We start from the raw sequence: 21,138 nt of genomic DNA, 5'->3' as shown, positions 1-21,138 counted from the left end.
TGACCGTCGCGGACAGACAGGGCACTCGCCGGCCGCAGCAAGGAACGGCTGGGATGGCCGCGGAACGTACTGACGATACGGAACGGAAGAAGTAAGCGGAGACGGGCTGTCGATCAGCCCAACCGGTGGGCGAACTGCGCGAGTGCCCCCGCAAGCGCCGCAACGTCGAGCTTGAACAGCGGATCGTATGGCAGGTGCAACGTGATCGCGGTGAGCATGTGCTCCTCCGGACGCCCCACCGCCCGCGCAAGCTGGTGAATGCCGTTCTTTGAACGCCACGTCGACACCTCGGACCGACGCATCCGTTCGACGACTGCATGGATCGCTGACCGTCCATCCCCGTCGAGGCCCTGATGTGCGGCGAACAACTCGAGCTCGGCATCGAGCCCTTCGCCCAGGCTGGCCGCAATGGCGGGGCCCGCGGCGCACTGGAGGAGCGGCGTCCGCGTGCCCGGGCGCGGCGTAAGCGGTAACGGATGACGTCCGAGTCGCACGTTCAAGGTGACCACCTCGCAGCCGACCATCGTGCTCACCGAGAGGGTATGCCCGTCCAACGGGGTACCTTCGAGCGAGGCGCGGATGAAGCCGTCGACCACCGAGGGCGCCGGACTGGTCTGCCTGGCGAGAGTAGATAGGTGACCGCCGAGCCGATAAGTGCCGTCGGTGCTGCGCCTGATCAGATCCGTCCCGACGAGGGTGGAGCAGATGTCCGAAACACTACTCTTCGAGAGCCGGACTCGGTCGGCCAGCTCGGCTAGTCCGAGCGGCTTATGCGACAGCTCGTCGAGGATCATGTCCGCTCGTTCGATGGCAGGGGACTTAGCCCGCGCGTTGCCGGTTACCACGGTTCGTACCCTTCTGCGTCACTCGCTGTGATGAGCTGTGTCGGCAGGAGCACGGTTTGGTTCGCCGGCTTGGCGCCGAACACCAGGTTCAGCCCGAAGCGCACGCCTACGCGCGCGAGTCCGCGCGGGTCCTGGACCGCGGTGCCGACGATTCCTCCGCCCGAGGTAATCTCGGCGAGGGCCTCCGACGAGCCGTCGACGCCGACGATCGGAACGTTCACGCCGCGCTCCCGGCAGGCCCGGGACGCGCCGGATGCTGTGGGGTCGTTGATGGCGAATATCCCCTGAAGGTCGGGATGCTTGCGCAGGAGGGCCGTGCCGAGCCGGTAGCCGGTGGCCTCGGTGTTGTCGCCGGTGACGTGCGCAACAATGGAGAAGGCGCCACGCTCGTTAAGCGCGCGGGTGAAGCCATCAATCCGGTCGGCGATCGCGGTCACCCTCGTCCCGCCGATGACGGCGATGCGTGCACCGTTCGGGAACCGGCGGGCGAAGTAGGTGCCTGCGAGGAACCCGGCCTGCGTGTTGTCGGTGGTCACAGCGGCGTCGAAACCTCCCGCGGCGCCGTTGATAGCGACTAGTGTGGCGCCGCGCGTCCGTGCGTACTCGGCCGCGCCGGCAAGTGACTGCGAGTCCACCGGGTCGACGACGATCAGCTCGGCCCCCGCGTCCGCGAACTCGCGGATCTGGCGTTCCTGCACGCGCGGGTCGTGTGAGGCATGGGCGGCGTCGATGCTGGCGCCCACGTTCATGGCCTCCTCGGTTGCGGCGGAGACCTCGGCCTCGAAGAACGGGCCGGCGCCCTGGACGGTGAGTCCGATCAGCCTGACGGGCCGTTCGGTGCCGTTTACGACGGCACCAAGTTCGATGATCCGCGGTCCCAGGCGGAACGAGCCGTCATGCCCGCGCAGCAGCATCCGTTGCGCGACGAGCGTGTTGCAGATGTTGAGCACGCTGCTCTTAGGGAGGGCTAGCCGACGAGTCAGATCGGCGAGCGTGACCGGGGCGCGCTGCGCAGCAACGACGTCGAGCAGCCTGGCGGCGCGCACGAGCGCCGGCGCCTTTGGGCGTGCGACTTCCGTTGCCATCGAGCTCGGAACTCCTTCCGGTGCAAGGTCACTGGATTCTGGCAAAGGTTCGAGCCGGCACATACACGGCGGCCGCGAGCTCACGGAACTCGCTGGCGCGCGCGGACTTGACACCTCTAGTCGCTCACCCTACGTTGCGTGCAACACTTCGGATCGTGGTTCGAAATACTGTACACCACGAATCGGACAACGACGTTCGAAAGGACCCCCCATGATCACGCGTCGCCGTATGGCCGCAGTTGCGGCCTCCATCGCAGCAACAGCAACCCTCGCAGCGTGTTCGTCCGGCGGAGCCGCGCCTGACGCGAGCGGTGCCGCCGGTGGCGGCGAGTACGTAACCGTCGTCAAGCTGCAGGGCATCAGCTGGTTCGACCGGATGGAGCAGGGACTCGACGCCACCGCTACGGAGCGCGGCCTGCAGTCAACGATGGTCGGTCCGGACGACGCGAGCCCGGAGAAGCAGGTCAAGATCATCCAGGACCTGATCGCCAGACAACCCGCCGCGATCGCCGTCATCCCGCTCTCGCCGCAGTCGATCGAAGGTGTGCTGGGTCAGGCCAAAGCCGCGGGCATCAAGATCGTCACGCACGAGGCACCGGGTCAGAAGAACGCCGACGTCGACATCGAGGCGTTCGACAACACCGCGTACGGCGAGCACATGATGGAAAACCTCGTCCAGTGCATGGGCGGTGAGGGCGAGTACGTCACCTTCGTCGGCTCCCTCACCGCCGCGAGCCACATGGAGTGGGCGGAGGCCGAGCTCGCCTACGCCACCACGAACGCCCCGGGCATCACCCGCGTGAGTGACCCCATCGAGACCAAAGAGGACCTGACCGCGACCTACGAGCGCGCGAAGGAGGTCCTGGCCAAGCACCCAAACATCAAGGGCTTCGTGGGCAGCGCCGCATCCGATGTCGCCGGCATCGGCCGCGCAATCGAAGAGGCGGGCCTTGAGGACCAGACCTGCGTCATGGGCACCAGCATCCCGTCTACCGCCGGGAAGTACGTCGAGACCGGCGCGGTCGACAAGATGTTCTTCTGGGACCCGGCGATCACGGGCGAGGTGCTCCTGACCGTGGCGGACATGCTCGCCAAGGGCGAGACGATCGATGCGGGTACCGACCTCGGCATCGAGGGCTATACCAACCTGCAGCCGGTCGACGGCGCCACGAACACCTTCCACGGAGACGCCTGGATCGACGTGGACGCCTCCAACCTGTCGGACTACGACTTCTGATGAACGGTCCGACTACTGTCCGCGACGAGCGGAAGCCCCTGCTCGTCGCGGACGGCATCAGTAAGCAGTACGGCGGCGTCACCGCGCTCGCCGGCGTGACGCTCCGCCTGCACGCCGGCGAGGTGCATTGCCTCGCAGGCGAGAACGGCTCCGGCAAGAGCACGCTCATCAAGATCATCAGCGGCGTCGAGGTGCCGACAACCGGAACGATCACGGTCGACGGGGTGGCGCGCACCTCGCACACCCCGCGTGACGCGATGGCGGAGGGGCTCGACGTAATCTTCCAGGACCTTGCGCTGTTCCCTAACCTCACCGTCGCCGAGAACATCGGAATCACCTCGGTGCTAGCCGGCCGGCGCGGCATCGTCCGGCACGGCTCGATGCGCAGCCAGGCGAAGCGGATCATCGCCGAGATCGGCGTCCACCTTGACGTCGACGCGTTCGTCGAGGACCTGACGATCGCGGACCGCCAGTTGACCGCCATCTGTCGGTCGCTTGCGAAGAGGGCCCGGGTCATCTTCATGGACGAGCCGACGACCGCGCTGACGCAGCGCGAGGTCGCCACGTTGCTGAAGGTGGTCGAGAACCTGCGGCAGAGCGGCGTCGCGGTTGTCTTTGTTAGCCACAAGCTCGACGAGGTCCTCGCCATCTCCCAGACGATCACGGTGCTGCGTAACGGCGCGGTGGTCGCCGAGGGGGACGCCGCGGACTTCACCGCGGCGTCGATCTCCCGTGCGATGACCGGGAGGGACCTGGGAGAGCTGGCCCCGACCGAGACCGTGCACGCCAGTGCAGCACCCGCCCTGGAGGTTCGGGGGTTGAGCCTTGCGGGCGCGTTCGACCAGATCGACTTCGCGGTTCAGCCGGGAGAGATCCTGGGGCTCACCGGACTGCTCGGCTCCGGCCGGACCGAGATCGCCGAGGCGATCATGGGGCTCGACCCCGCCGACCGCGGAACCGTCGCGGTCGGCGGGACGGAACGCCGCGTGCGCAGCATCGACGACGCTCTCGCGCTCGGTCTCGGCTACGTACCTGGCGACAGGCTCTCGCAGGGCGTGTTCATCGAGCGCTCCATCGCCGACAACATCCTCGTGGCCACCATCACCGAGCAGACCAGCGGGCTCGGCTTTCTGGACGGTCGGCGGATGGACCGCCACGTTCAAGACAGCATCGCGGGCCTCGCGATCAAGACGGCCTCGCCCCACGCGCCGGTGTCGAGCTTGTCGGGCGGCAACCAGCAGCGGGTCGTCCTAGCCAGGTGGCTCGCCAGAAACCCAAAGGTGCTCATTCTGAATAGCCCGACAGTGGGCGTGGACGTCGGCTCCAAGGAAGGCATTCTCGAGCTGCTCCAGGCGAGGGCGGCCGAAGGCATGGCCGTGCTCGTCATCTCCGACGACGCCACCGAGCTTGCCGCGGTCTGCCACCGGATCATCGTCGTCCACCGCGGGCGGCTCGCCCACGAACTGGCCGGCGACGAGATCACCGTTCCGAACATCGTGAGGGAGCTTGCCGCATGAGCGTCGTCAGCCCATCCACGTCGGCGTCCTCGCTCGAGGCCGCGCCCGGACCCGCAGGCGCGCGCCGGTTCCCAGTGTCGCGTCTGCGCGGCCCCAACAACGAGGGCGTGCTCGCACTCGTGATCGTGGTGCTTGCGCTCGTCGTCGGTTTCGTCACGCCGTCGTTCTGGTCGGCGGGCACACTGGTCAACCTGGCCGGCAGTTCGATCAGCACCCTAGTGTTCGCGCTGGGCGTGCTGCTGGTGCTCCTCTCCGGCGGGATCGATGTCTCGTTCCTGGCGATCGGGGCGTTCGCGGCCTACACAACCGTCCAGGCGGTGGCGACTAGCGGGCTCGGCTCCGCATCCGTCGTCATCCCGTTCCTGATCGCTGCGGGGATTGGCCTCCTACTCGGTCTGCTCAACGCCGCGGCGATCGTGGGGCTCAAGATCCCCACGCTCATCGCGACGCTCGGGACCCAAGGCATCGTTCGCGGCGTACTGATCACCTACATCGGCTCACGCGTCATCTCGGAACTGCCGGCGGCCACCGCGAGCCTGTCGACCAGCTACCTGCTGGTGGCGGAAGGCCCGACGAGGACGCCGCTCAGCGTGCTGTTCGTGCCGGTCGTGGTCATCGCGGCTCTCGTCGCGGCGCTCCTGCGCTCGACGGTGTTCGGCCGCGGCGTCTACGCGATCGGCGGGCATGCCGAATTTGCCAGACGCGCCGGATTCCCGGTGATGCGCATCCAGGTCGGCGTGTACATGCTCGCGGGCGTCCTAGCTGGGCTCGGCGGGATGGTGCACGTGATCCTCGTGCGCGAAGCGAATCCGTTCACGCTTGTCGGCGGCGAGCTGGACGTCATCGCGGCGGTGGTGCTGGGCGGTGCGTCGATCTTCGGCGGCCGCGGCTCCGTGCTCGGCACCGTGCTGGGCGTCGTCCTCATCTCACTGATCAACAACTCGTTGCTCCTGCTCGGCGTGCCGAGCTTCTGGCAGCGCGCCGCCGTCGGGCTCATGCTTCTCATCGGTGTCAGCGCGCAGGCCTGGCGTGGCAGGAAGCGCCGTCCGGCGCTCGAGGACCTCCCCGAAGCGACTGAGTTCAGCGGTTCACGAGGCTCGGACGGGCGTCGTGGCTCTGGCAACGGGCTGTCGGAAGGGCGGCTGGCATGAGCGCGACCGTCGGCGCTGCCCAGCAGCGCGGCGCCACACCGAGGGCCGGCTTCAAGGCTCGCTTACCGAAGGGGGTCACGGGGCTGGTGGGCTTCGCGCTCGCGGTCACACTGGTCTGTGCTCTGGCCGCGCCGCGCTTCACGAGCGTCGCGAACGTGCAGTCGATGGCGTTCCAGGTGGCGGAGATCGGTCTGCTCAGCCTCGTGATCGCGGTCTCGATGTACACGGCGGGCATCGACCTGTCGCTCGTGTCCGTCGCGAACCTCGCCGCGCTCGTCACGGCACAGCTGTTCGTCCTCACCGATGCAGCGACCGCCGATGCCGGGACCGCGGTGCTCCTGACGGTGCTTTGTGCGGCCGCGGGGCTCGCGGTCGGGGCAGGGTGCGGTGCGATCAACGGCCTCATCATCACCAAGCTTCGGGTAAGCCCGATCCTGGCGACGCTAGGCACGATGCAGCTGTTCAACGGCATCGCGATCGGCTGGACAAGCGGGGAGTCCGTGTACGGCATGCCCGACGCGTTCCTGGCACTCGGCACGCAGTACCTCATCGGGATCCCGGTGCCGTTCGTCGTCTTCGCCATCGCCGCGACCCTGATCGCGGTGCTGATGGCGAAGCGCCCCCTCGGCTTCCGCATCTACGTGCTCGGGTCGAACCCGGAGGCATCGCGGTTCGCGGGCGTGCCCAACACGCGCGTGCTGTTCGCGACGTACGTGCTGTGCGGGGTGATCTCGGCGATCGCCGGGCTTGTCATCGCCGCACGGTCGGCCAGCGCCAGCCCCGACTACGGGGGCTCGTACCTGCTGCTCGCGATCGTGATCGCGGTGCTTGGCGGGACGAACCCGAACGGCGGGTCGGGCACGGTGCTCGGCGTCGTGATCGCGGCGGTGACGCTCCAGATGGTGTCGAGCACGTTCAACCTACTCGGGCTGAGCCAGTTCACCTACCAGGTGGTGCAGGGCGTGATCCTCATCGCCGTCATGGGCATCGGGTTGCTCTCGAAGTCGTGGAACCTCGGCAAGGTCGTGGCGCGGTTGGCCGGGATCGCCGAGAGTCGCGCGGGCGCCGGCGACGCGGAATCGAAGCGTGGCGAAAGCGCCACCGAAGTGAAGGAGAGTGCGAATGACTGAGCGCCGCGTGCGATGGGGGGTGCTCGGCGTCGCGGGCATCAACGAAGCCACGATCCCGGGCATCCTGGGGGCATCGAACGCCACCTTGCTCGGGATCGCGAGCCGGCGGCCGGGGGTGGCGCAAGCCGACGCAAACCGATGGGGGGCCGAGCGCGCCTACGAGTCGTACGAAGCGCTCCTGGCCGACCCGGACGTCGACGCGGTGTACGTGCCGCTGCCGAACACCGCACACGCCCAGTGGACGATCGCGGCGATGCGCGCGGGCAAGCATGTGCTGTGCGAGAAGCCGATCGCGCTGACGTCGGAGGACGTGAGCGCGATCGCGACGACGGCGGCGCAGACCGGGATGCGGGTCATGGAGGCGTTCATGTACCGGTTCGCGCCCCGCTGGTCCCACGCGATCGGGCTGGTGCGGGGCGGCGCGGTCGGCGACCCGCGCGTCGCGCGGATCGGGCTCGGCTTCAAACAGCACTACGACGGCTACAACATCCGCTTCGACCCCAAGGTCGGCGGTGGCGTGGTCTGGGACATGGGCTGCTACGCGATCGACATGAGCCGCGAGCTGTTCGGTGCGGAGCCGACCGAGATCGTCGCCACCGGGTGGAACCGACCCGGGGAGGACGTCGAAACCTCGGCCGCGGCGATCCTGTCATTCCCCGGTGGCCGCACCGCGTTGCTGCACGTGTCGTTCGACTACCCGAACCCGTACAGCCAGGTCGAACTGGTCGGCACCGAGGGATGGCTCTCCATGCCCGGGACGGGCATGCGCGGCGAACCCTTCACCCGCCTGCTGCAGCATCGCTTCGGCGACGAGATCTTCCTGGACGGGATAGAGCCGAAGTCGACGGACTTCGGGTTCGCGAACACCTACACGCTCGAGGTCGAGCACCTCAGCGAGGCCGTGCTCCGCGACCGACCCGTCGATCGCGGCATCGAGGCCTCGCTTGCGACCACGCAAGCGATCGAGGGCTGGCTCCAATCCATCGCCACGAGGGAACGGGTCCCCCTCGGCCGCGCCGCGGAAGCGCGGACCGAAAACACCCCCGCACACACCGGCACCACAACGAACTGACGAAGAGGTAATCAACCATGAGGAACTACAAGCAGATCGCACTCGTCGTCAAAGACGTCTACGCGGCGATGGACCACTGGACGAACCTGCTGGGAATCGGTCCCTGGGACGTGCGGCACTTCACGCAGGAGACGGTGAAAGGCTTCACGGTGGACGGCCAGGAGGTGACCGAGCCGTTCGACTTCATCTGCGCGGTTTGCTGGAGCGGGCCCATGGAGTTCGAGCTGATTCAGCCGATCCAGGGTCCGAACATCTACTGGAGGCACCTGGAGCAGTACGGAGAGGGGCTCCACCACATCAAGGACGTGATGCCCGACGAGGACATCCCCGCCGTGATCAAGCACTTCGAGGATGCGGGCTTCCCCGTGATCCAGACCGGCTGGATCGACCAGGACGTGCACTACTACTTCGACACCAAGGAGGCGCTTGGCATGATCTACGAGATCGGCAACGGCGGCCCCATCCAACCCGCCAACGAGGTCTACGGAGACGTGTCGCGGGCGACAGGGCCCGCGGCGGCCGAGCCTTCACAGGCCACTACGTGACCGTTCTGGTGATCGGCGAGGCGCTGATCGACCTGTCCGAGGACACGCGGTCAGTGCCTTCCGCCGTCGCGGAGCACGTCGGCGGCTCACCCGCGAATGTCGCGCTCGGGCTGGGGCGCCTGGACGTGGACGTGGACCTGTTGACATCGCTGGCGCCAGACGAGCGCGGACGCCGGATCGCGGCACACCTGGAGGCCTCAGGCGTCGCGCTGCTCGCCCCGTCTTGGGGTGCGGCACGCACTCCAACGGCGCACGCAGTCCTGCGAGCGAACGGCGCAGCGGAGTACACGTTCGACCTGACGTGGACCGTGCCTTCGCCATTGCGGATCGAAGATCACCCACGCCCTGAGGGGGCCGAACTGTCCCCAGCGGTGGTGCACACCGGCTCGATCGCATCGTTCCTGACGCCCGGATGCGAGGCGGTGCTGCGGCTCCTCAAGGAAGCACGCGCTATCGGAGCACATGTGACCTACGACCCGAATGTGCGTCCGGCCCTGATCGAGGGCGAGGCCGTGGCGCGCGACCGCATTCTCGCCGCCGCAGCGCTCGCGGATGTGGTGAAGCTGAGCGACGAGGACGCCGCCTGGCTGTTCGGCTGCGAGGTAGAAGAGTCGGTCCGTGCCTTGCTCGATCTGGGCCCGCAGCTGGTCGTCGTGACGGTAGGCGCCGAGGGCTCGATGCTCGCGACCCGGACCGAGTGGGCCGATGTGCCTTCAACGCGCGTGGAGGTGATCGATACCATCGGCGCCGGCGACAGCTACATGGCGGCCCTGATCGCCGAACTCCTCGATCGAGTTGTGGAGAGGCACCGCCGTGCCGGTGACCTGGAGCGCTGGGAGCTCGCCGAGATCGGCGCCCGCTGCGCGGCCGCCGCTGCAATTACGGTCTCGCGCGCCGGCGCCAACCCGCCCACACGCGACGAGTTGGACGCTGCCGTACGCGAAGCCGCCGAGGGAGCATGACCCACGAGCTCATTGGAACGGCGCAAGGTCAAGGGGCCAGTGGGGTGGCGCGCCCACCAGGGGCCCACGGAGGTCCCAAAGTCAGCAGAAGATGCTGCTGGGCGAGCCACAGGCAACTGGTTACCAGTGATGCCGGAAGTGCTTGAGCTAGCCGAGTCGTGACCAGCTGACGGTCACCAGACTCGCGCGACGGCGGTTTCAAGTGGTCGTCGCAACACCTCGATGAGAAGAGGTGGTGCGGGTGCCGCGTCCGATGGTGTGGGTGCCGGGTCGCAGGGCGTTCTGGCGGGCGATCAGGGCGGGGAACTGGACGTTCGAAACCGCCGCGCTGGCTGGGGGCGTGTCGAAGGACGGGACACAACCCCACGCGCCCATCATGACTTTACTGACGAGCGTCAAGCCGCGCCCGCTCTCAGGTAAGAGCGCTCTGCGGAGATCACTCCAGGCGATCTCGTAGCGGTCGTAACGCACCTCATCGAGGTAGAAGGGCACGTCCCAGTCGCGCATGACGACGTTGTGCTGCTCGATGGCCCCGATCACCGGTTGGTAGTGCAGGGCATTCGTCTCTCCGAAGAGAAAGGACGAGCCCCGGAGCATCCCCCATTAAGCGAGGTAGTAGCCAAGATGGAGGCATGACAGTTCCATGGTCTCGGTGGGCCGGCGGTGGTTGCGGAAGTAGTCGTAGCAGAAGTCCCACGACCGCTCCCTGCGCCGCGATGGGGCACGTCCCTCTGTGGTGTCGAGGAAGTTGTCCACAGCGACCCTGATTGCTCCAGGGGGATGTCGTGTGGCTCAGGCTCGGATGGCCGCCCCCTGGGCTATCTCGAGCAGCTCCAGGTAGCCCTCCAGCTGCCAGGCCGCCCGGCCCACGAACAGGCCCTCGACGCCGGCGATGGTGAGCAGTTCGGCGGCGTTGCCCTGGTGGACGGAGCCGCCGTAGAGGACACCCGCGGCGCGCCCGCCGTACTCGGCCGCCAGCGCAGCGAATGGCCCGGCGAGCTCGGCCGCGGTGGCTGGGCGGCCGTGCTCCCCGATGGCCCAGACCGGTTCGTATGCGATGACGACATTGGCGAGTTCCCCCGCGGTAAGGCCGCCGAGGGCGCCTCGGGCCTGCGCAAGGATGTACGCGGTGGAGTCGCCAGCGTCCTTCACCTCCGCTGGCTCGCCAATGCACAGCAGCGCGTGCAGCCCGTGCCGCAGCGCGGCTCGGACCTTTAGTCCGGTGGTCTCGATCGTCTCGGCGAAATGCTCGCGCCGTTCGGAGTGGCCGATCTCCACCAGGCGGGCCCCGGCGTCGGCCACCTGCGGGACCGACACCTCCCCCGTCCACGCCCCGGCGTCCTCCCAGTGGGCGTTCTGGGCACCGAGCAGGATCCGCGGTTCGGCGACGAGCACGTCTGCCACGGGGGTCAGGGCCGTGAACGGCGGGATGATGAATGGTTGCAGCCCGGCGAGGTCGCGGCCATCGAGGGCCGCGACGAGTCCGGCGGCGTACGCCCGCGCCTCGGCGAGCGTCTTGGTCATCTTCCAGCTGGTGCCGAGCCAGATCACCTCAGCAGCCCTCGTAGGCGCGGATCGCGTCCACCTTCGCCGCCGAGGCGGAGGTGGGGTCGAACTCCAGACCGATCCACTCCTTCGCCAGCGTGCGGGCGAGCTCGAGCCCGATGACCCGCTCGCCCATGCACAGCACCTGGGCGTTGTTCGACAGCACCGAGCGCTGCACGGAGTAGATGTCGTGCGCGGTGACCGCGCGTACGCCCCGGACCTTGTTCGCCGAGATGGCCACGCCCAGGCCGGTGCCGCAGATGAGCACGGCCCGGTCGGCCTCCCCGGCGGCGATCTTCTCCGCGGCCGTGACGGCCACGTCGGGGTAGTACGTGAGGTCGTCCGTGCCTGTCACGCCGACGTCGATGACCTCATCGACCAGATTGTGTGCCTGCAGGTCCCGCTTGATCGCCTCCTTATAGCTGAACCCGGCGTTGTCCCCGCCGACGATGACGCGCAGTCCCATGGTGTGCTCCGTTCGTGTCGTTACTGCCGGGCGCCGAGGTAGTCGGCCACGGCGCCCATGAGGATCGAGAAGGACACCGCGCCGGGGTCGGGGGTCCCCAGGCTCTTCTCCCCGAGGACCCGGGCCCGGCCCAGCCGGGCGACGAGCTCGGCGGTGCCCTCGGCGGCCTGCCGGGCCGCGTCCGCCGCGGCCCGGCAGGCCGCCGGCAGGTCACCGGTGCGGTCGAACTCGCGGCGCAGGGTCTCCCGGAACGGGACGACGGCGTCGACCATGGTCTTGTCGCCCACCCTTGCCCCGCCCAGGCGCTGGACCGCGTCGGCGCCGGCCAGCAGCGCCGCCACCACCTGCGCGTTGCCGGTCCCGCCCGCGTCGTCGAGCGTGCCGCCGGCGGCGGTCAGCGCCGCGCCCCACAGGGCGCCGGAGGTGCCGCCCGCCGCCTCGGCCCAGGCGGTGCCAGCGTGCACGAGCGTCGTGCGGGCCCCGGCCCCCCGCTCGAGCGCCCGGCGGCCCGCCGCGGCGGCGCCGAGAGAGCCGAACGTCATGCCTTGGCCGTGGTCGCCGTCGCCCGCCACCGCGTCGAGCTGGCCGAGTGTCTCCTCGTGTGTCTGGCAGGTGCGGCCCAGCACCTCCAGCAGGTCGCCGATGCGGCCGGCGACCTGCTGGGACTCCGGGCTCGAGGCGGGCACCTCCTCCTCGCCCACCTCGTACACCCAGGTGCGGGCGGTGCGCTGCCCGGGCACGGTGTCCCCGCGCCGGTAGGCCGGGGTGTCCACCGGCGCGAGCCAGTACCGCTCGAGCTCGTCGTCGAGGAAGACGAGGGTCAGGGAGAGCCCGGCCATGTCGAGGCTGGAGACGAACTCGCCGACCTCCGGGCGCACCGGGGTCAGGCCCCGTGCGGCCAGCCGCTCGGCGACGCGGTCGTAGATGACGAACAGCTCCTCGTACTTCACGGTGCCCAGGCCGTTGAGCAGGACGGCGACGCGCCCGCGGTAGCCGCCGGTGCGGGCCGGCTCCTCGGCCAGGACGCCGTCGACGAGCAGGTCGGCCACCTCCTGGGCCCGGCCCAGCGGGACGTCCCGGACGCCCGGCTCGCCGTGGATGCCGAGCCCCAGGGCCATCTGGCCGTCCGCGACCCGGAAGAGCGGCTCGCTCGCGCCCGGCAGGGTGCAGCCGTCGAAGGCGAGGCCGAGGGAGCGGGTGGCGTCGTTGGCCTTGCGGGCGATCCGCTCGGCCTCGTCCAGGTCCGCGCCGGCCTCGATGGCGGCGCCGGTGATCTTGAAGACCGGCAGGTCTCCGGCGATGCCGCGGCGGTCGCGGTGCTTGTCGGGGGTGTTGGAGGCGATGTCGTCACTGACGGTGACGATGCGCACGTCGATGCCCTCGGCGCGCAGCTTCTCCGCGGCGGCGCCGAAGTGCAGCACGTCCCCGGCGTAGTTGCCGAATCCGAGGAGTACCCCGCCGCCGCTCTCGGCCGAGCGGGCGACCGAGTACACCTGGGAGGCCGAGGGGGAGGCGAACACGTTGCCGCACGGGGCGCCGTGTCCCATGCCGGGGCCGACCCACCCGGCGAAGGCAGGGTAGTGGCCGGACCCGCCGCCGATGACGAGCGCCGGCTGGCCCGCCGGGGTGTCGGTGGATCGGACCACGCCCCCGTGCACCACCGTCACGTACTGCGGGTGCGCGGCGGCGAAGCCCCGCACGGCCTCGGCGGCGAAGTGGGCCGGGTCGTTGAACAGGTACGTCATCTTTCGCTCCTCGTCGGTGGGTCCGGCGTCAGCGCCGGACCTGGGCGGCGGCGGTGCGGGGGGCCCACAGGTCGGCCCGCCCGGTGTGGGGGTCGCGGGGCAGTGGAGCGCCGTCGTCGGCGACGACGGGGCCGGGCAGGGTGGAGACGAACTCCAGGTGCACGCCGTCCAGCGCCGCCTTGTCGGTGAACCACAGCAGGATGCGGCCCTCGGCGTCCCAGGAGATGCCGTCGTCGCCGACGCCCAGGGCCGCGAGCTCGGCGCGGCGCGCCGCGCAGTCCTCCACCCCGGAGAATCCCAGGTGGTGCACCCCGAGGTGGGCGGCGGAGTGGGTGCCCGCGCCGGTGGCCTCCATGAGCTCGATGCGCGGCGGGCCCTGCAGCGAGAAGCTGATGCGAGCGTCGTGGAAGTGCGGGTGCGGGTTCTGCTGGTCGGTGTAGCGCTCCGTGCGGTATCGGGCGATCGGGCTGAAGGTGTACCCGGTGGCGCGGGACCACCGCGCGATGCCCTCCTCGAGGTTGGGCACGAGGATCCCGATGTGGTCGATGGTCGGCGTGGTCATTCAGTCGCCCTTCGTGGGTGCGGGGTGGGGGCGGCGCCGCTCGAGGCAGTGCCGCAGCGTGGCGAGGATGCCGAGGAAGGTGGCGGAGGCGCCGACCATGGCGGGGGACTTCGGGGTGGTCCAGGCGACGACGAGGCCGCTGGCGGGGTCCGCGGCGACGGCCGAGCCGCCCGCCGCCTCGTGCCCGAAGGATCCCGGGCCGAGCAGGGGCAGCTGGGGGAAGGGCAGCTGGACGCCGGAGCCGAACGCGATGGGGACGCCCAGGACGCGGTCGACGCCCTCGGCCTCCGGCCGCAGCAGGCGGGCGAGGGCGTCGTGGCCGAGGAGGGTCCGTCCGTCCAGGGCGGCGGAGAAGACCGCTGCCAGGCCCCGGGCGCTGGCGATGCCGCTGGTCGAGGGCAGGCACGCCGCCCACAGGGCGGGGTCGTTGTAGAGGTCGCGGAACCGTGCGATGCGGGCGGTGGTGCTGCCCGGGATGCCCGAGGCGGCCGCCCACTCGGCGCGGTGGGCCGTGGTGGCGGCGGGGGAGGGGTCGATGCGCTCCACCCGCGAGTGGACCGTGGTGGGCGCGCCAAGCCACACCTCCGCGCCGACCGGCTCGGCGACGTGGCGCTGCAGCGCCTCGCCCACGCTGGTGCCCAGCGCGCGGCGGAAGAGCCCGTTCATCAGGGTGCCGAACGTGAACGCGTGGTAGCCGTGGGCGGTCCCTGGCTCCCAGTAGGGCTGCTGGCGGGCGATCTCGGCGTCGTCCGCACCGGCGAGGACCTCCTCGAGGGTGAGATCGCGGTCGAGGGAGGCCAGCCCCGAGCGGTGGCCGAGGACCATGCGCGCCGTGATCGCCGCAGTGGCGGGGCGCGCCAGCTCCGGCCAGTGCTCGGCCAGCGGGGCGTCGAGGTCCAGCTCGCCGCGCTCGTGGGCGCGGGCCGCGACTAGGGCGGTCAGCGCCTTGGAGACGGAGAAGACGAGCTGGAGCCCGTCGGGCGCGTAGTCGCCGACCGTGACGTCGACGACCACGCGGCCCTGGTGGTACACGCACAGCGCCCCGCCGCGGGCGCCCTCCAGCGCCACAAGGCGGGCGAGCACCTCCGGCACGCTCTCGAACCCGCCCGTGGCGTCCCCGACGAGGGCGAGCGTGCGCGGGGCGCCGGCCGGCGGGGTGGTCACCGGTAGATCGGGGCGAGCGCGCGCTGGAAGTACTCCAGCCCCTGACGCAGCTCGCCGACAGGGTCGGGCGACATGTCGATCTCCTCGGTGGCCCACCCGGACCAGCCGTGGTCGCGCAGGATCCGCATCCACTCGTGCCAGTCCACCCGGCCCGAGCCGAGCACCCGGAAGTACGTCAGCATGACGGCGTGGCGCTCCTTCTGGTCGCCCCGCAGGGTGTGGGGCAGGAGCGGCTCGTGGCAGTCCTTCCAGTGCATGGTGGGGATCCGGTCGATGTGGTCGCGCAGGACGGCGACCGCGTCCCCGCCGTCGAGGGTGATGTGCCCGGCGTCGGGGCACAGCTGCACGGTGGCAGGGTCGGTCAGCGATAGGACGGTGGCGATGTCCGCGTTGCGTGAGCACACCGAGAACGCGTCGGTGTGGATGGCGATGCGCACGCCGAGCTCGCCGGTGATGGCGCCGAGGCGGTTGAGGTGGTCGGCGAACCGCTCGTGGAGGTCCCGCGGCACGGGGGCCGCGTAGTCGGCGGCGGTGGCGGTCTCGTCCGGGCTGTTGTTGCCGAACCGCGAGCGGGCGAGGTTGCCGGTCACGATGGTGTCCGCGCCCATCTCGGCGAGGAACTCGGCGTGCCGGCGGAAGGCGTCGTCCGCGACCGGGACGAGGTCAGGGTGCTCGATGGCGTTGCCGATGAGCTGGCGGCCGTGGGCATAGCTGGAGGTCAGCACCAGCCCGCGCTCCTCCAGGGCGTCCGCGAGCTGGCGGGTGCCGCCGAACGCGGCGAGGGCCCGCTCCCAGCCACCCGGGTCGGGGGCCAGCTCGACGCCTTCTAGGCCGGCGTCCCGCACGCCGTCGAACATCGCCTCGAAGTAGCGGCGCGGGTCGGCGTCGAACGCGGCCACCCACTCGGGGTGGCTCAGATCGGCCGGCAGACCCCAGTGCGGTGGGTGGAAGAAGGTGATGATGTTCGTGCCGAAGCGGATGCGCGGCTGGGCGCTCATGCGAGGACCTTCCTCTCGGTGCGGACCGGCACGTCGACCCACCGGTCGGTGACGGCGGCGGCGTGGATGGCCTCGACCACGCCCTGGATGTGGGCGGCGTCGGCGAAGCTCGGGCTGGCCTGCCCGCCGGCAAGGATCGCGCGGACGAACTTTTGGAACTGGATGGCCGAGACGTCCACGTACCCGGTGCCCAGCCCGGCCAGGCGCCACCACCCGTCGGGGTGCTGGTCGTTGGTGTGGATGGTGCGGAAGCCCCGGTGGTCGGCCGACTCGTCGGTGTAGGAGACCCGCAGGAGCTCCTTGTCGTTCCAGTTGAACTCCACCGCCCCGCGGGTGGCGTCGAGCTCGAAGCGCACCTGGTTCTTCCGGCCGGAGGCGGCGGCGTTGACGGCGAAACTGCCGATGACACCGGAGGCGAACTCGGCGACCCACACGCCGCCGTCGTCCACGAGGTCCTCGCCGAGGCGCACGCTCTCGTCAGTCCAACCCTCGGTGCCGGGCACCCAGGCGCGCACGCGGGCGGCGACGCGCACGACGTCGCCGAGGAGCATCTCGGCCATGTCGATGACGTGGGAGCCGATGTCCCCTACCATCCCGGAGCCGCCGGTGGCCCGCTTGGCGCGCCACCGGTGCGGGTCGGCGCCGAAGGCGGTCTCCTGCAGGTAGGCGCCGCGGAACTGCAACGGCGCCCCGAGCTTGCCGGAGTCCAGTAGCTGCCTGGCGAAGGAGATGGCCGGAGTGTGCCGGTAGTTGAAGCCCACCTGGGTCACCACGCCGGCCTCCCGGGCGGCGGCGGCCATGCGCCGGGACTCCTCGGCGCTGTTGCTGATCGGCTTCTCGCAGAACACGTGCTTGCCGGCCGCCATCGCGGCCAGGGCGATCTCCTCGTGGAACTGCGGGGGCGTGCAGATGTCCACAATGTCGATCGCCGGGTCCGTGATCGCCGCGCGCCAGTCTGTGCCGCTGCGGCGCCAGCCGAGCTGGCGGGCCTGGCGCGCCGCGAGGTCGGCGTCGACGTCGACGAGCACTTCCGGGACGATCCTCGCGCCCAGATCGGCGGCGAGCGGGGCCACCGCATAGGCGAGGCTGTGCGCCCTGCCCATGAAACCGCCACCGATGAGCGCGACCTGTAGTTCCCTCACGGACCGTCCTTCCTGATCGTGTCGTGGGCGCGGTGCGCCCCTCCTCCCAGCCTGGAGTGGCCCCGGCCGGGCTTCTTGCGTGTACCGGACTGGTGCTTGACGCTCCGCGCCGCGTTCACACCCCGGCCGCCATGGCGGGCCGGCACGCCTCGTCGCAGCGGTGCCCGAGGTGCTTGGTGCGGTAGGCGCGCGGGGACACACCGAACGCGGCCTTGAACAGCCGGCTGAAGTGGGCGGGGTCCCACAGGCCCCAGCGGGAGCCGATGCCGCTGACCGGGATGGTGCGCATCTGCGGGTCGACCAGCTCGGCGCGGCAGTGCTCCAGGCGCCGGGCGCGGATCCAGCCGGCGATCGTCAGGCCCTCGGCCTCGAAGAGGCGGTGCAGCGTGCGGGTGGACATGTTCTGCGCCCTGGCGACCCGGTCGGAGGTGAGCTCGGGATAGTTGAGGTTCTCCTCGATGTACTCCTTGGCCGCGCGGAGGGCGGCGGCCCGCTCGTCGAGCGGGGCGGCGCGGGTTTCGTCGGCGCAGAGCAGCGCGAGCAGGCCCACGATGTGCTGAGCCAGTCGTACAGGGTTCTCGGGGTGCAGCTCGCCGGCGTCGGCGGCCAGCCCGCGCAGCAGGTGACCGACCAGCCCGGCGGTGCCGCGGTCGGCGTCCACGGGCCGGCAGTCCACCGCCCGGAATGCGGGGGCGTACTCGCCGGCCATGACCTCGGGGATGCGCACCAGGAGCACTTCGGCGCTGTCGCCGACCTCGAGCCGGGCGGCGGTGCCGCTCCACACGGTCGTGAACTGGCCCTGGGACAGGGACAAGCCGTGGTCTCCGTGGCCGACCCGCAGGGCGCCTCGCAGGACATAGGCGGCGAGCACGTAGCGCCGGTGGGTGGGCAGCGACGCGGGGAAGTGCCAGCTGCCGGTGCCGAGCTGGATGATGTCCAGGCGGTCGAGGCGGCGGCTGGCCGGGCGGGCCGCCCGGGAGTCGCTCGTCGTGGTGGCGGACGACCGGGAGAGCTCAGCGGTGAGGGCGGCCATCGGCATTGGGGGTACCTCCTTGTAGCGCCACGGGTGTGCACTCGGCACGAAGAGTAGTTACACGAGTAACTTCAGACAGGACGGCGGGGAGCGGTCGTTGCTCGGGGTCCTGCACGAGGGGGAGGGAGGGTTACTCGTGTAAGTGACGCGTGTAACCTCGCATATCGGAGGTGATCGGCGCAAGTCCCCAGAATGCCTGCGGACGCCCGGAAGCTGTTTTCATCGGTGGCGGCGGGCCGGGCCGGTGCGGCGGGGATGGCATTGGTGCACTAGACGCTGGCGCGGGAGGACAAGCGTTCTTCCGGGGCGCGGGGCATCGTGGCCCCGTGACGGACACACCCGTGAACGCGGCCGGGTCGCCGGCGCTCATCGACCACATCGCCTTCCTCGTGCCGGACCTAGAGGAGGCGATCCTGTGGTGGAGCGCCGCCACCGGCTGCACCTTCAGCCCGATCGCGCGCTACCGGACCTCGCGCTGGTCGGACCGCAGCGACCCCGAACTCCACGACCACGACGCCCGCATCAGCTTCTCGAAGGAGGGCCCGCCGCGCATCGAACTCATGGAGGTCACCGGCGAGGGCGCGTTGGGGGCCGCGGAGATCGGCCCGCACCACCTCGGCTTCGCCCAGGTCCGCGACGTGCGGGCCCGCATGGCTCGGCTCGCGGCGATCGGTGTGGGCGACGACGGGTGGTCCTTCACCAAGGACGGCACGGCGCTCGTGGCCTTCACCGAACGGTCGGCGCTCGACGGGATCCGGCTCGAGATGGTCTCGCCGCTGCCCGGGCCCATCGTGGCCGACGACGGCTCACTGCTGCCGCTCGACCCGGCCACGGGACGCACCGACCTCTGGGCGCCGCGGTAGGACCCACGCAGGCGCGGGGAACGTGGACGTTCCCCGCGCCTGATGATGGCCGGCGCCTCCGAACGTGCCGGGGCGCGCTGGTTCAGTCGTTGGGGGAGGGGGGCGGGGTGCCCAGCTCGCCCACCGCGCTCCAGAACTCCTCGGTGATCTGAGTCTCGGTTAGGCGCGGCAGGTCCTGCAGGCGTTCGAGGGAGTAGATGCCCACCACCGTCGAGTGGATGCGTGGCTCGCGCAGCGAAAACTGCAGGGCCGCGGCGGTGAGGTCCACCCCCAGGTCTGCCGCCGTGGTGTGCAGGCGCTCGATGAACGCCAGCAGCTCGGGGGAGGCCGGGCGGTAGCCGTAGGTCGCCCCCCGAGTTTGGGAGCCGGCCAGGATCCCCCCGCCGAACGGGGCGGCGTTGAACACCGCCATGTCCCGCTCTGCCGCCAGCTGCAGGATGCGCTCGGCGCTGCGGTCCACGAGCGTGTAGCGGTTGTGCGTCAGGACGGCGTCGAAGGCGTCCGAGGAGACGTACCGCTCCACGAGCTCGCGGGTGCCGGCGGCGATGCCGATGGCGTCGACCGCGCCTTCGTCGCGCAGCCGGGTGAGTGCCTCCACCGCGCCGCCGGGGGCCATCGCCTCAGCGAAGGTGATCGTGTACGGGTCGTGCAGGTGCAGCAGGGGCAGGCGGTCCAGACGCAGCCGCTCCAGGGTCTCCTCGAAGGAGCGCAGCACGCGGTCGCCGTCGAACCTGCCGGTCTCCGGGTGCTGGTCGACCTTGGAGAAGACGGTCTTGCCGGCGGGTAGGCCGCCGGCGCGCCCGATCGCGTCGCCGAGGAGCTTTTCGCTCTGGCCGGCGGCGTAGACGTTGGAGGTGTCGATCTGCGGGAACGGCGAGGCGAGGAGGGCGTCCGCGAGCTCGGGGTTGGCGCTCTCCCGCTTGCCGAGGACCGTGGTGCCCAGGGTGACCGGCGCGAGGTGGTCGGCGTCGAAGGTCATGTGTTTTCTCCTTACCAGCGGATCCAGGTCTTGCCAGGGACCTGGCGGACGGCGGCGAACGCGGCGACCGCGTCCTCGGCGGCGAAGGTCGCCTGAACGGCCTGCTCGGGGACGAGCCGACCCTCGGCAACGGTCTCGATGGTGGCGGCGAAATCCGCCGGGTGGTCGTAGATGAGGTGGCCGCGGACCGTGATCTGGCGGCGCACTAGCTCCACCGGGGTCAGCTCCACGGTGTCGCGCATGAATCCGATGAGGGTGATGACGCCGCCGCGCGCCGCGGCCTCGAGCGCACCGGGCCACACCGCGCCCACCCCGGACGTCTCGAAGACGTGCGGGTACCGGCCCGCGCGCGGGCCCTCCTCGACGCGGGCCCCCAGGCTCGTGGCCACCTCGAGCCGCCCCGGGTGGGGGTCGGTCACGACCGGCACGCCGCCGACGGCCAGGACGCACTGGCTGATGAGCTGGCCGACGGATCCGGCGCCGATGACCAGGCACTCCTGCCCGGCCCGCACGCCCGAGCGCAGCACCGCGTGGTGGGCCACGGCGAGCGGCTCGAGGCAGGCGAGCTGGACGTCGCTGATGCTCTCGGGCACCACCCACGTGTACTCGGCAGGCACCGCGACCAGCTCGGAGAGTAACCCGGGGACGTTGAAGCCCGCGCTCAGGCGCGCGTCACAACGCGAGGTGTGGCCGGCGGCGCAAACGGCGCATGTGCCGCAGCCGAAGTTGGGTTCGATGACGACGCGGTCGCCCACCTTACGGTCGGTCACCCGCTCGCCGACGGCTGCGATGACCCCACCCCCCTCGTGGCCGATCACCCAGGGGAACTGCGGCGGCGCGGCCTTGCCGTCGACCATCGCCAGGTCGGTGCCGCACAGCCCCACGCCGCGCATCTCCACGACGACGTCGTCGGGTCCGCACTGAGGGTCCGGCCACCCCTCCACCACCTCGACCCTCCCGGGTTCGGTCAGCACCACTGCGCGCACAGCACATCCCTTCTTGGCATTGGTAACGTTTTCAGGAATGTAGAGGTGCCGGCCCCGTAGGTCAACCAGCGGTGCGGCAGCCGACCTCTCGACCTCCCGTGATGGGGTCTT

Annotated in this window: 21 protein-coding genes; 8 read left to right on the top strand and 13 right to left on the bottom strand. The window is 70.4% G+C overall.

Annotated features, from left to right (window positions below):
• Nucleotides 1-113: 113 nt before the first annotated feature.
• Nucleotides 114-845, bottom strand: a complete 732-nt coding sequence (locus GD970_RS08160; protein WP_226925227.1) for a helix-turn-helix domain-containing protein — start codon at nucleotides 843-845, stop codon at nucleotides 114-116.
• Nucleotides 839-1,930 (bottom strand): substrate-binding domain-containing protein, encoded by a 1,092-nt coding sequence (locus GD970_RS08155; protein WP_170297162.1) that lies wholly within the window; start codon nucleotides 1,928-1,930, stop codon nucleotides 839-841. The genes GD970_RS08160 and GD970_RS08155 overlap by 7 nt, the downstream gene beginning before the upstream one ends.
• Before the next feature lie 211 nt (nucleotides 1,931-2,141).
• Between GD970_RS08155 and GD970_RS08150 the strand changes: the two genes are divergently transcribed.
• The 7 genes from GD970_RS08150 to GD970_RS08120 are packed head-to-tail and all read left to right on the top strand — an operon-like array spanning nucleotide 2,142 to nucleotide 9,544.
• Nucleotides 2,142-3,167: a substrate-binding domain-containing protein gene (locus GD970_RS08150; protein ID WP_211489660.1), complete on the top strand. Its 1,026-nt coding sequence runs from the start codon at nucleotides 2,142-2,144 to the stop codon at nucleotides 3,165-3,167.
• On the top strand, nucleotides 3,167-4,684 hold the full coding sequence (locus GD970_RS08145) for a sugar ABC transporter ATP-binding protein (protein ID WP_152202388.1): 1,518 nt from the start codon (nucleotides 3,167-3,169) through the stop codon (nucleotides 4,682-4,684). The genes GD970_RS08150 and GD970_RS08145 overlap by 1 nt, the downstream gene beginning before the upstream one ends.
• Nucleotides 4,681-5,835: an ABC transporter permease gene (locus GD970_RS08140; protein WP_152202387.1), complete on the top strand. Its 1,155-nt coding sequence runs from the start codon at nucleotides 4,681-4,683 to the stop codon at nucleotides 5,833-5,835. The genes GD970_RS08145 and GD970_RS08140 overlap by 4 nt, the downstream gene beginning before the upstream one ends.
• Nucleotides 5,832-6,965, top strand: coding sequence for an ABC transporter permease (locus GD970_RS08135; protein ID WP_152202386.1), 1,134 nt, complete (start codon nucleotides 5,832-5,834; stop codon nucleotides 6,963-6,965). The genes GD970_RS08140 and GD970_RS08135 overlap by 4 nt, the downstream gene beginning before the upstream one ends.
• Nucleotides 6,958-8,037 carry a Gfo/Idh/MocA family protein gene (locus GD970_RS08130; protein ID WP_152202385.1) on the top strand — a complete coding sequence of 360 codons (1,080 nt, stop codon included), beginning with the start codon at nucleotides 6,958-6,960 and terminating at the stop codon, nucleotides 8,035-8,037. Before GD970_RS08135 ends, GD970_RS08130 begins: the two co-directional genes overlap by 8 nt.
• Before the next feature lie 17 nt (nucleotides 8,038-8,054).
• The gene (locus GD970_RS08125; protein ID WP_152202384.1) at nucleotides 8,055-8,582 is read left to right on the top strand and encodes a VOC family protein; all 528 of its coding nucleotides are present in this window, start codon (nucleotides 8,055-8,057) and stop codon (nucleotides 8,580-8,582) included.
• A complete protein-coding gene (locus GD970_RS08120; RefSeq protein WP_152202383.1) occupies nucleotides 8,579-9,544 on the top strand; it encodes a carbohydrate kinase family protein in 966 nt (321 codons plus the stop codon). Before GD970_RS08125 ends, GD970_RS08120 begins: the two co-directional genes overlap by 4 nt.
• A gap of 198 nt (nucleotides 9,545-9,742) precedes the next feature.
• Here the strand turns inward: GD970_RS08120 and GD970_RS08115 are convergent, their stop codons facing one another.
• The 9 genes from GD970_RS08115 to GD970_RS08075 all read right to left on the bottom strand — a co-directional run bounded on the left by GD970_RS08115 (nucleotide 9,743) and on the right by GD970_RS08075 (nucleotide 18,205).
• Entirely contained in the window at nucleotides 9,743-10,084 is a 342-nt protein-coding gene (locus tag GD970_RS08115; RefSeq protein WP_152202382.1) for a hypothetical protein, read from the bottom strand.
• 252 nt (nucleotides 10,085-10,336) lie between these two features.
• Nucleotides 10,337-11,095 carry a triose-phosphate isomerase gene (locus GD970_RS08110; RefSeq protein ID WP_226925226.1) on the bottom strand — a complete coding sequence of 253 codons (759 nt, stop codon included), beginning with the start codon at nucleotides 11,093-11,095 and terminating at the stop codon, nucleotides 10,337-10,339.
• 1 nt (nucleotide 11,096) lies between these two features.
• Nucleotides 11,097-11,555: a ribose-5-phosphate isomerase gene (locus tag GD970_RS08105; protein WP_152202381.1), complete on the bottom strand. Its 459-nt coding sequence runs from the start codon at nucleotides 11,553-11,555 to the stop codon at nucleotides 11,097-11,099.
• A 20-nt stretch (nucleotides 11,556-11,575) separates the two neighbouring features.
• The gene (locus GD970_RS08100; RefSeq protein ID WP_152202380.1) at nucleotides 11,576-13,300 is read right to left on the bottom strand and encodes a dihydroxyacetone kinase family protein; all 1,725 of its coding nucleotides are present in this window, start codon (nucleotides 13,298-13,300) and stop codon (nucleotides 11,576-11,578) included.
• Between the two features lie 28 nt (nucleotides 13,301-13,328).
• Nucleotides 13,329-13,862, bottom strand: a complete 534-nt coding sequence (locus GD970_RS08095; protein WP_152202379.1) for a VOC family protein — start codon at nucleotides 13,860-13,862, stop codon at nucleotides 13,329-13,331.
• Nucleotides 13,863-15,026: a serine hydrolase domain-containing protein gene (locus GD970_RS08090; protein WP_170297161.1), complete on the bottom strand. Its 1,164-nt coding sequence runs from the start codon at nucleotides 15,024-15,026 to the stop codon at nucleotides 13,863-13,865.
• Nucleotides 15,023-16,024, bottom strand: coding sequence for a sugar phosphate isomerase/epimerase family protein (locus tag GD970_RS08085; protein WP_152202377.1), 1,002 nt, complete (start codon nucleotides 16,022-16,024; stop codon nucleotides 15,023-15,025). The genes GD970_RS08090 and GD970_RS08085 overlap by 4 nt, the downstream gene beginning before the upstream one ends.
• Nucleotides 16,021-17,166, bottom strand: coding sequence for a Gfo/Idh/MocA family protein (locus GD970_RS08080; RefSeq protein ID WP_152202376.1), 1,146 nt, complete (start codon nucleotides 17,164-17,166; stop codon nucleotides 16,021-16,023). The genes GD970_RS08085 and GD970_RS08080 overlap by 4 nt, the downstream gene beginning before the upstream one ends.
• A 115-nt stretch (nucleotides 17,167-17,281) precedes the next feature.
• Complete coding sequence (locus tag GD970_RS08075; RefSeq protein ID WP_152202375.1) at nucleotides 17,282-18,205, bottom strand: helix-turn-helix domain-containing protein; 924 nt, start codon at nucleotides 18,203-18,205, stop codon at nucleotides 17,282-17,284.
• Nucleotides 18,206-18,525: 320 nt separating this feature from the next.
• On the opposite strand from GD970_RS08075, the gene GD970_RS08070 reads away from it, so the two are divergent.
• Nucleotides 18,526-19,062, top strand: coding sequence for a VOC family protein (locus GD970_RS08070; protein ID WP_170297160.1), 537 nt, complete (start codon nucleotides 18,526-18,528; stop codon nucleotides 19,060-19,062).
• Nucleotides 19,063-19,144: 82 nt separating this feature from the next.
• On the opposite strand, the gene GD970_RS08065 is transcribed toward GD970_RS08070, so the two are convergent.
• Together GD970_RS08065 and GD970_RS08060 are read right to left on the bottom strand one after the other, a co-directional pair.
• Entirely contained in the window at nucleotides 19,145-20,041 is an 897-nt protein-coding gene (locus GD970_RS08065; protein ID WP_152202373.1) for an aldo/keto reductase, read from the bottom strand.
• Between the two features lie 11 nt (nucleotides 20,042-20,052).
• Entirely contained in the window at nucleotides 20,053-21,027 is a 975-nt protein-coding gene (locus GD970_RS08060) for a zinc-dependent alcohol dehydrogenase (protein ID WP_152202372.1), read from the bottom strand.
• Nucleotides 21,028-21,138 lie beyond the last annotated feature (111 nt).

Source organism: Georgenia thermotolerans, assembly GCF_009193185.1.
GTDB classification, from domain to species: domain Bacteria; phylum Actinomycetota; class Actinomycetes; order Actinomycetales; family Actinomycetaceae; genus Georgenia; species Georgenia thermotolerans.
Note: the sequence above shows the minus strand (reverse complement) of the source record. Positions and strands in the feature narration are given on the sequence as shown.

Bases quoted from the DNA above. Each gene is read 5' to 3' on its own strand.
- GD970_RS08150 (WP_211489660.1), top strand. From the start codon at position 2,142: ATGATCACGCGTCGCCGTATGGCCGCAGTTGCGGCCTCCATCGCAGCA.
- GD970_RS08065 (WP_152202373.1), bottom strand. From the start codon at position 20,041: ATGACCTTCGACGCCGACCACCTCGCGCCGGTCACCCTGGGCACCACG.
- GD970_RS08130 (WP_152202385.1), top strand. From the start codon at position 6,958: ATGACTGAGCGCCGCGTGCGATGGGGGGTGCTCGGCGTCGCGGGCATC.
- GD970_RS08095 (WP_152202379.1), bottom strand. From the start codon at position 13,862: ATGACCACGCCGACCATCGACCACATCGGGATCCTCGTGCCCAACCTC.
- GD970_RS08140 (WP_152202387.1), top strand. From the start codon at position 4,681: ATGAGCGTCGTCAGCCCATCCACGTCGGCGTCCTCGCTCGAGGCCGCG.
- GD970_RS08145 (WP_152202388.1), top strand. From the start codon at position 3,167: ATGAACGGTCCGACTACTGTCCGCGACGAGCGGAAGCCCCTGCTCGTC.
- GD970_RS08155 (WP_170297162.1), bottom strand. From the start codon at position 1,930: ATGGCAACGGAAGTCGCACGCCCAAAGGCGCCGGCGCTCGTGCGCGCC.
- GD970_RS08075 (WP_152202375.1), bottom strand. From the start codon at position 18,205: ATGCCGATGGCCGCCCTCACCGCTGAGCTCTCCCGGTCGTCCGCCACC.
- GD970_RS08100 (WP_152202380.1), bottom strand. From the start codon at position 13,300: ATGACGTACCTGTTCAACGACCCGGCCCACTTCGCCGCCGAGGCCGTG.
- GD970_RS08125 (WP_152202384.1), top strand. From the start codon at position 8,055: ATGAGGAACTACAAGCAGATCGCACTCGTCGTCAAAGACGTCTACGCG.
- GD970_RS08085 (WP_152202377.1), bottom strand. From the start codon at position 16,024: ATGAGCGCCCAGCCGCGCATCCGCTTCGGCACGAACATCATCACCTTC.
- GD970_RS08135 (WP_152202386.1), top strand. From the start codon at position 5,832: ATGAGCGCGACCGTCGGCGCTGCCCAGCAGCGCGGCGCCACACCGAGG.
- GD970_RS08105 (WP_152202381.1), bottom strand. From the start codon at position 11,555: ATGGGACTGCGCGTCATCGTCGGCGGGGACAACGCCGGGTTCAGCTAT.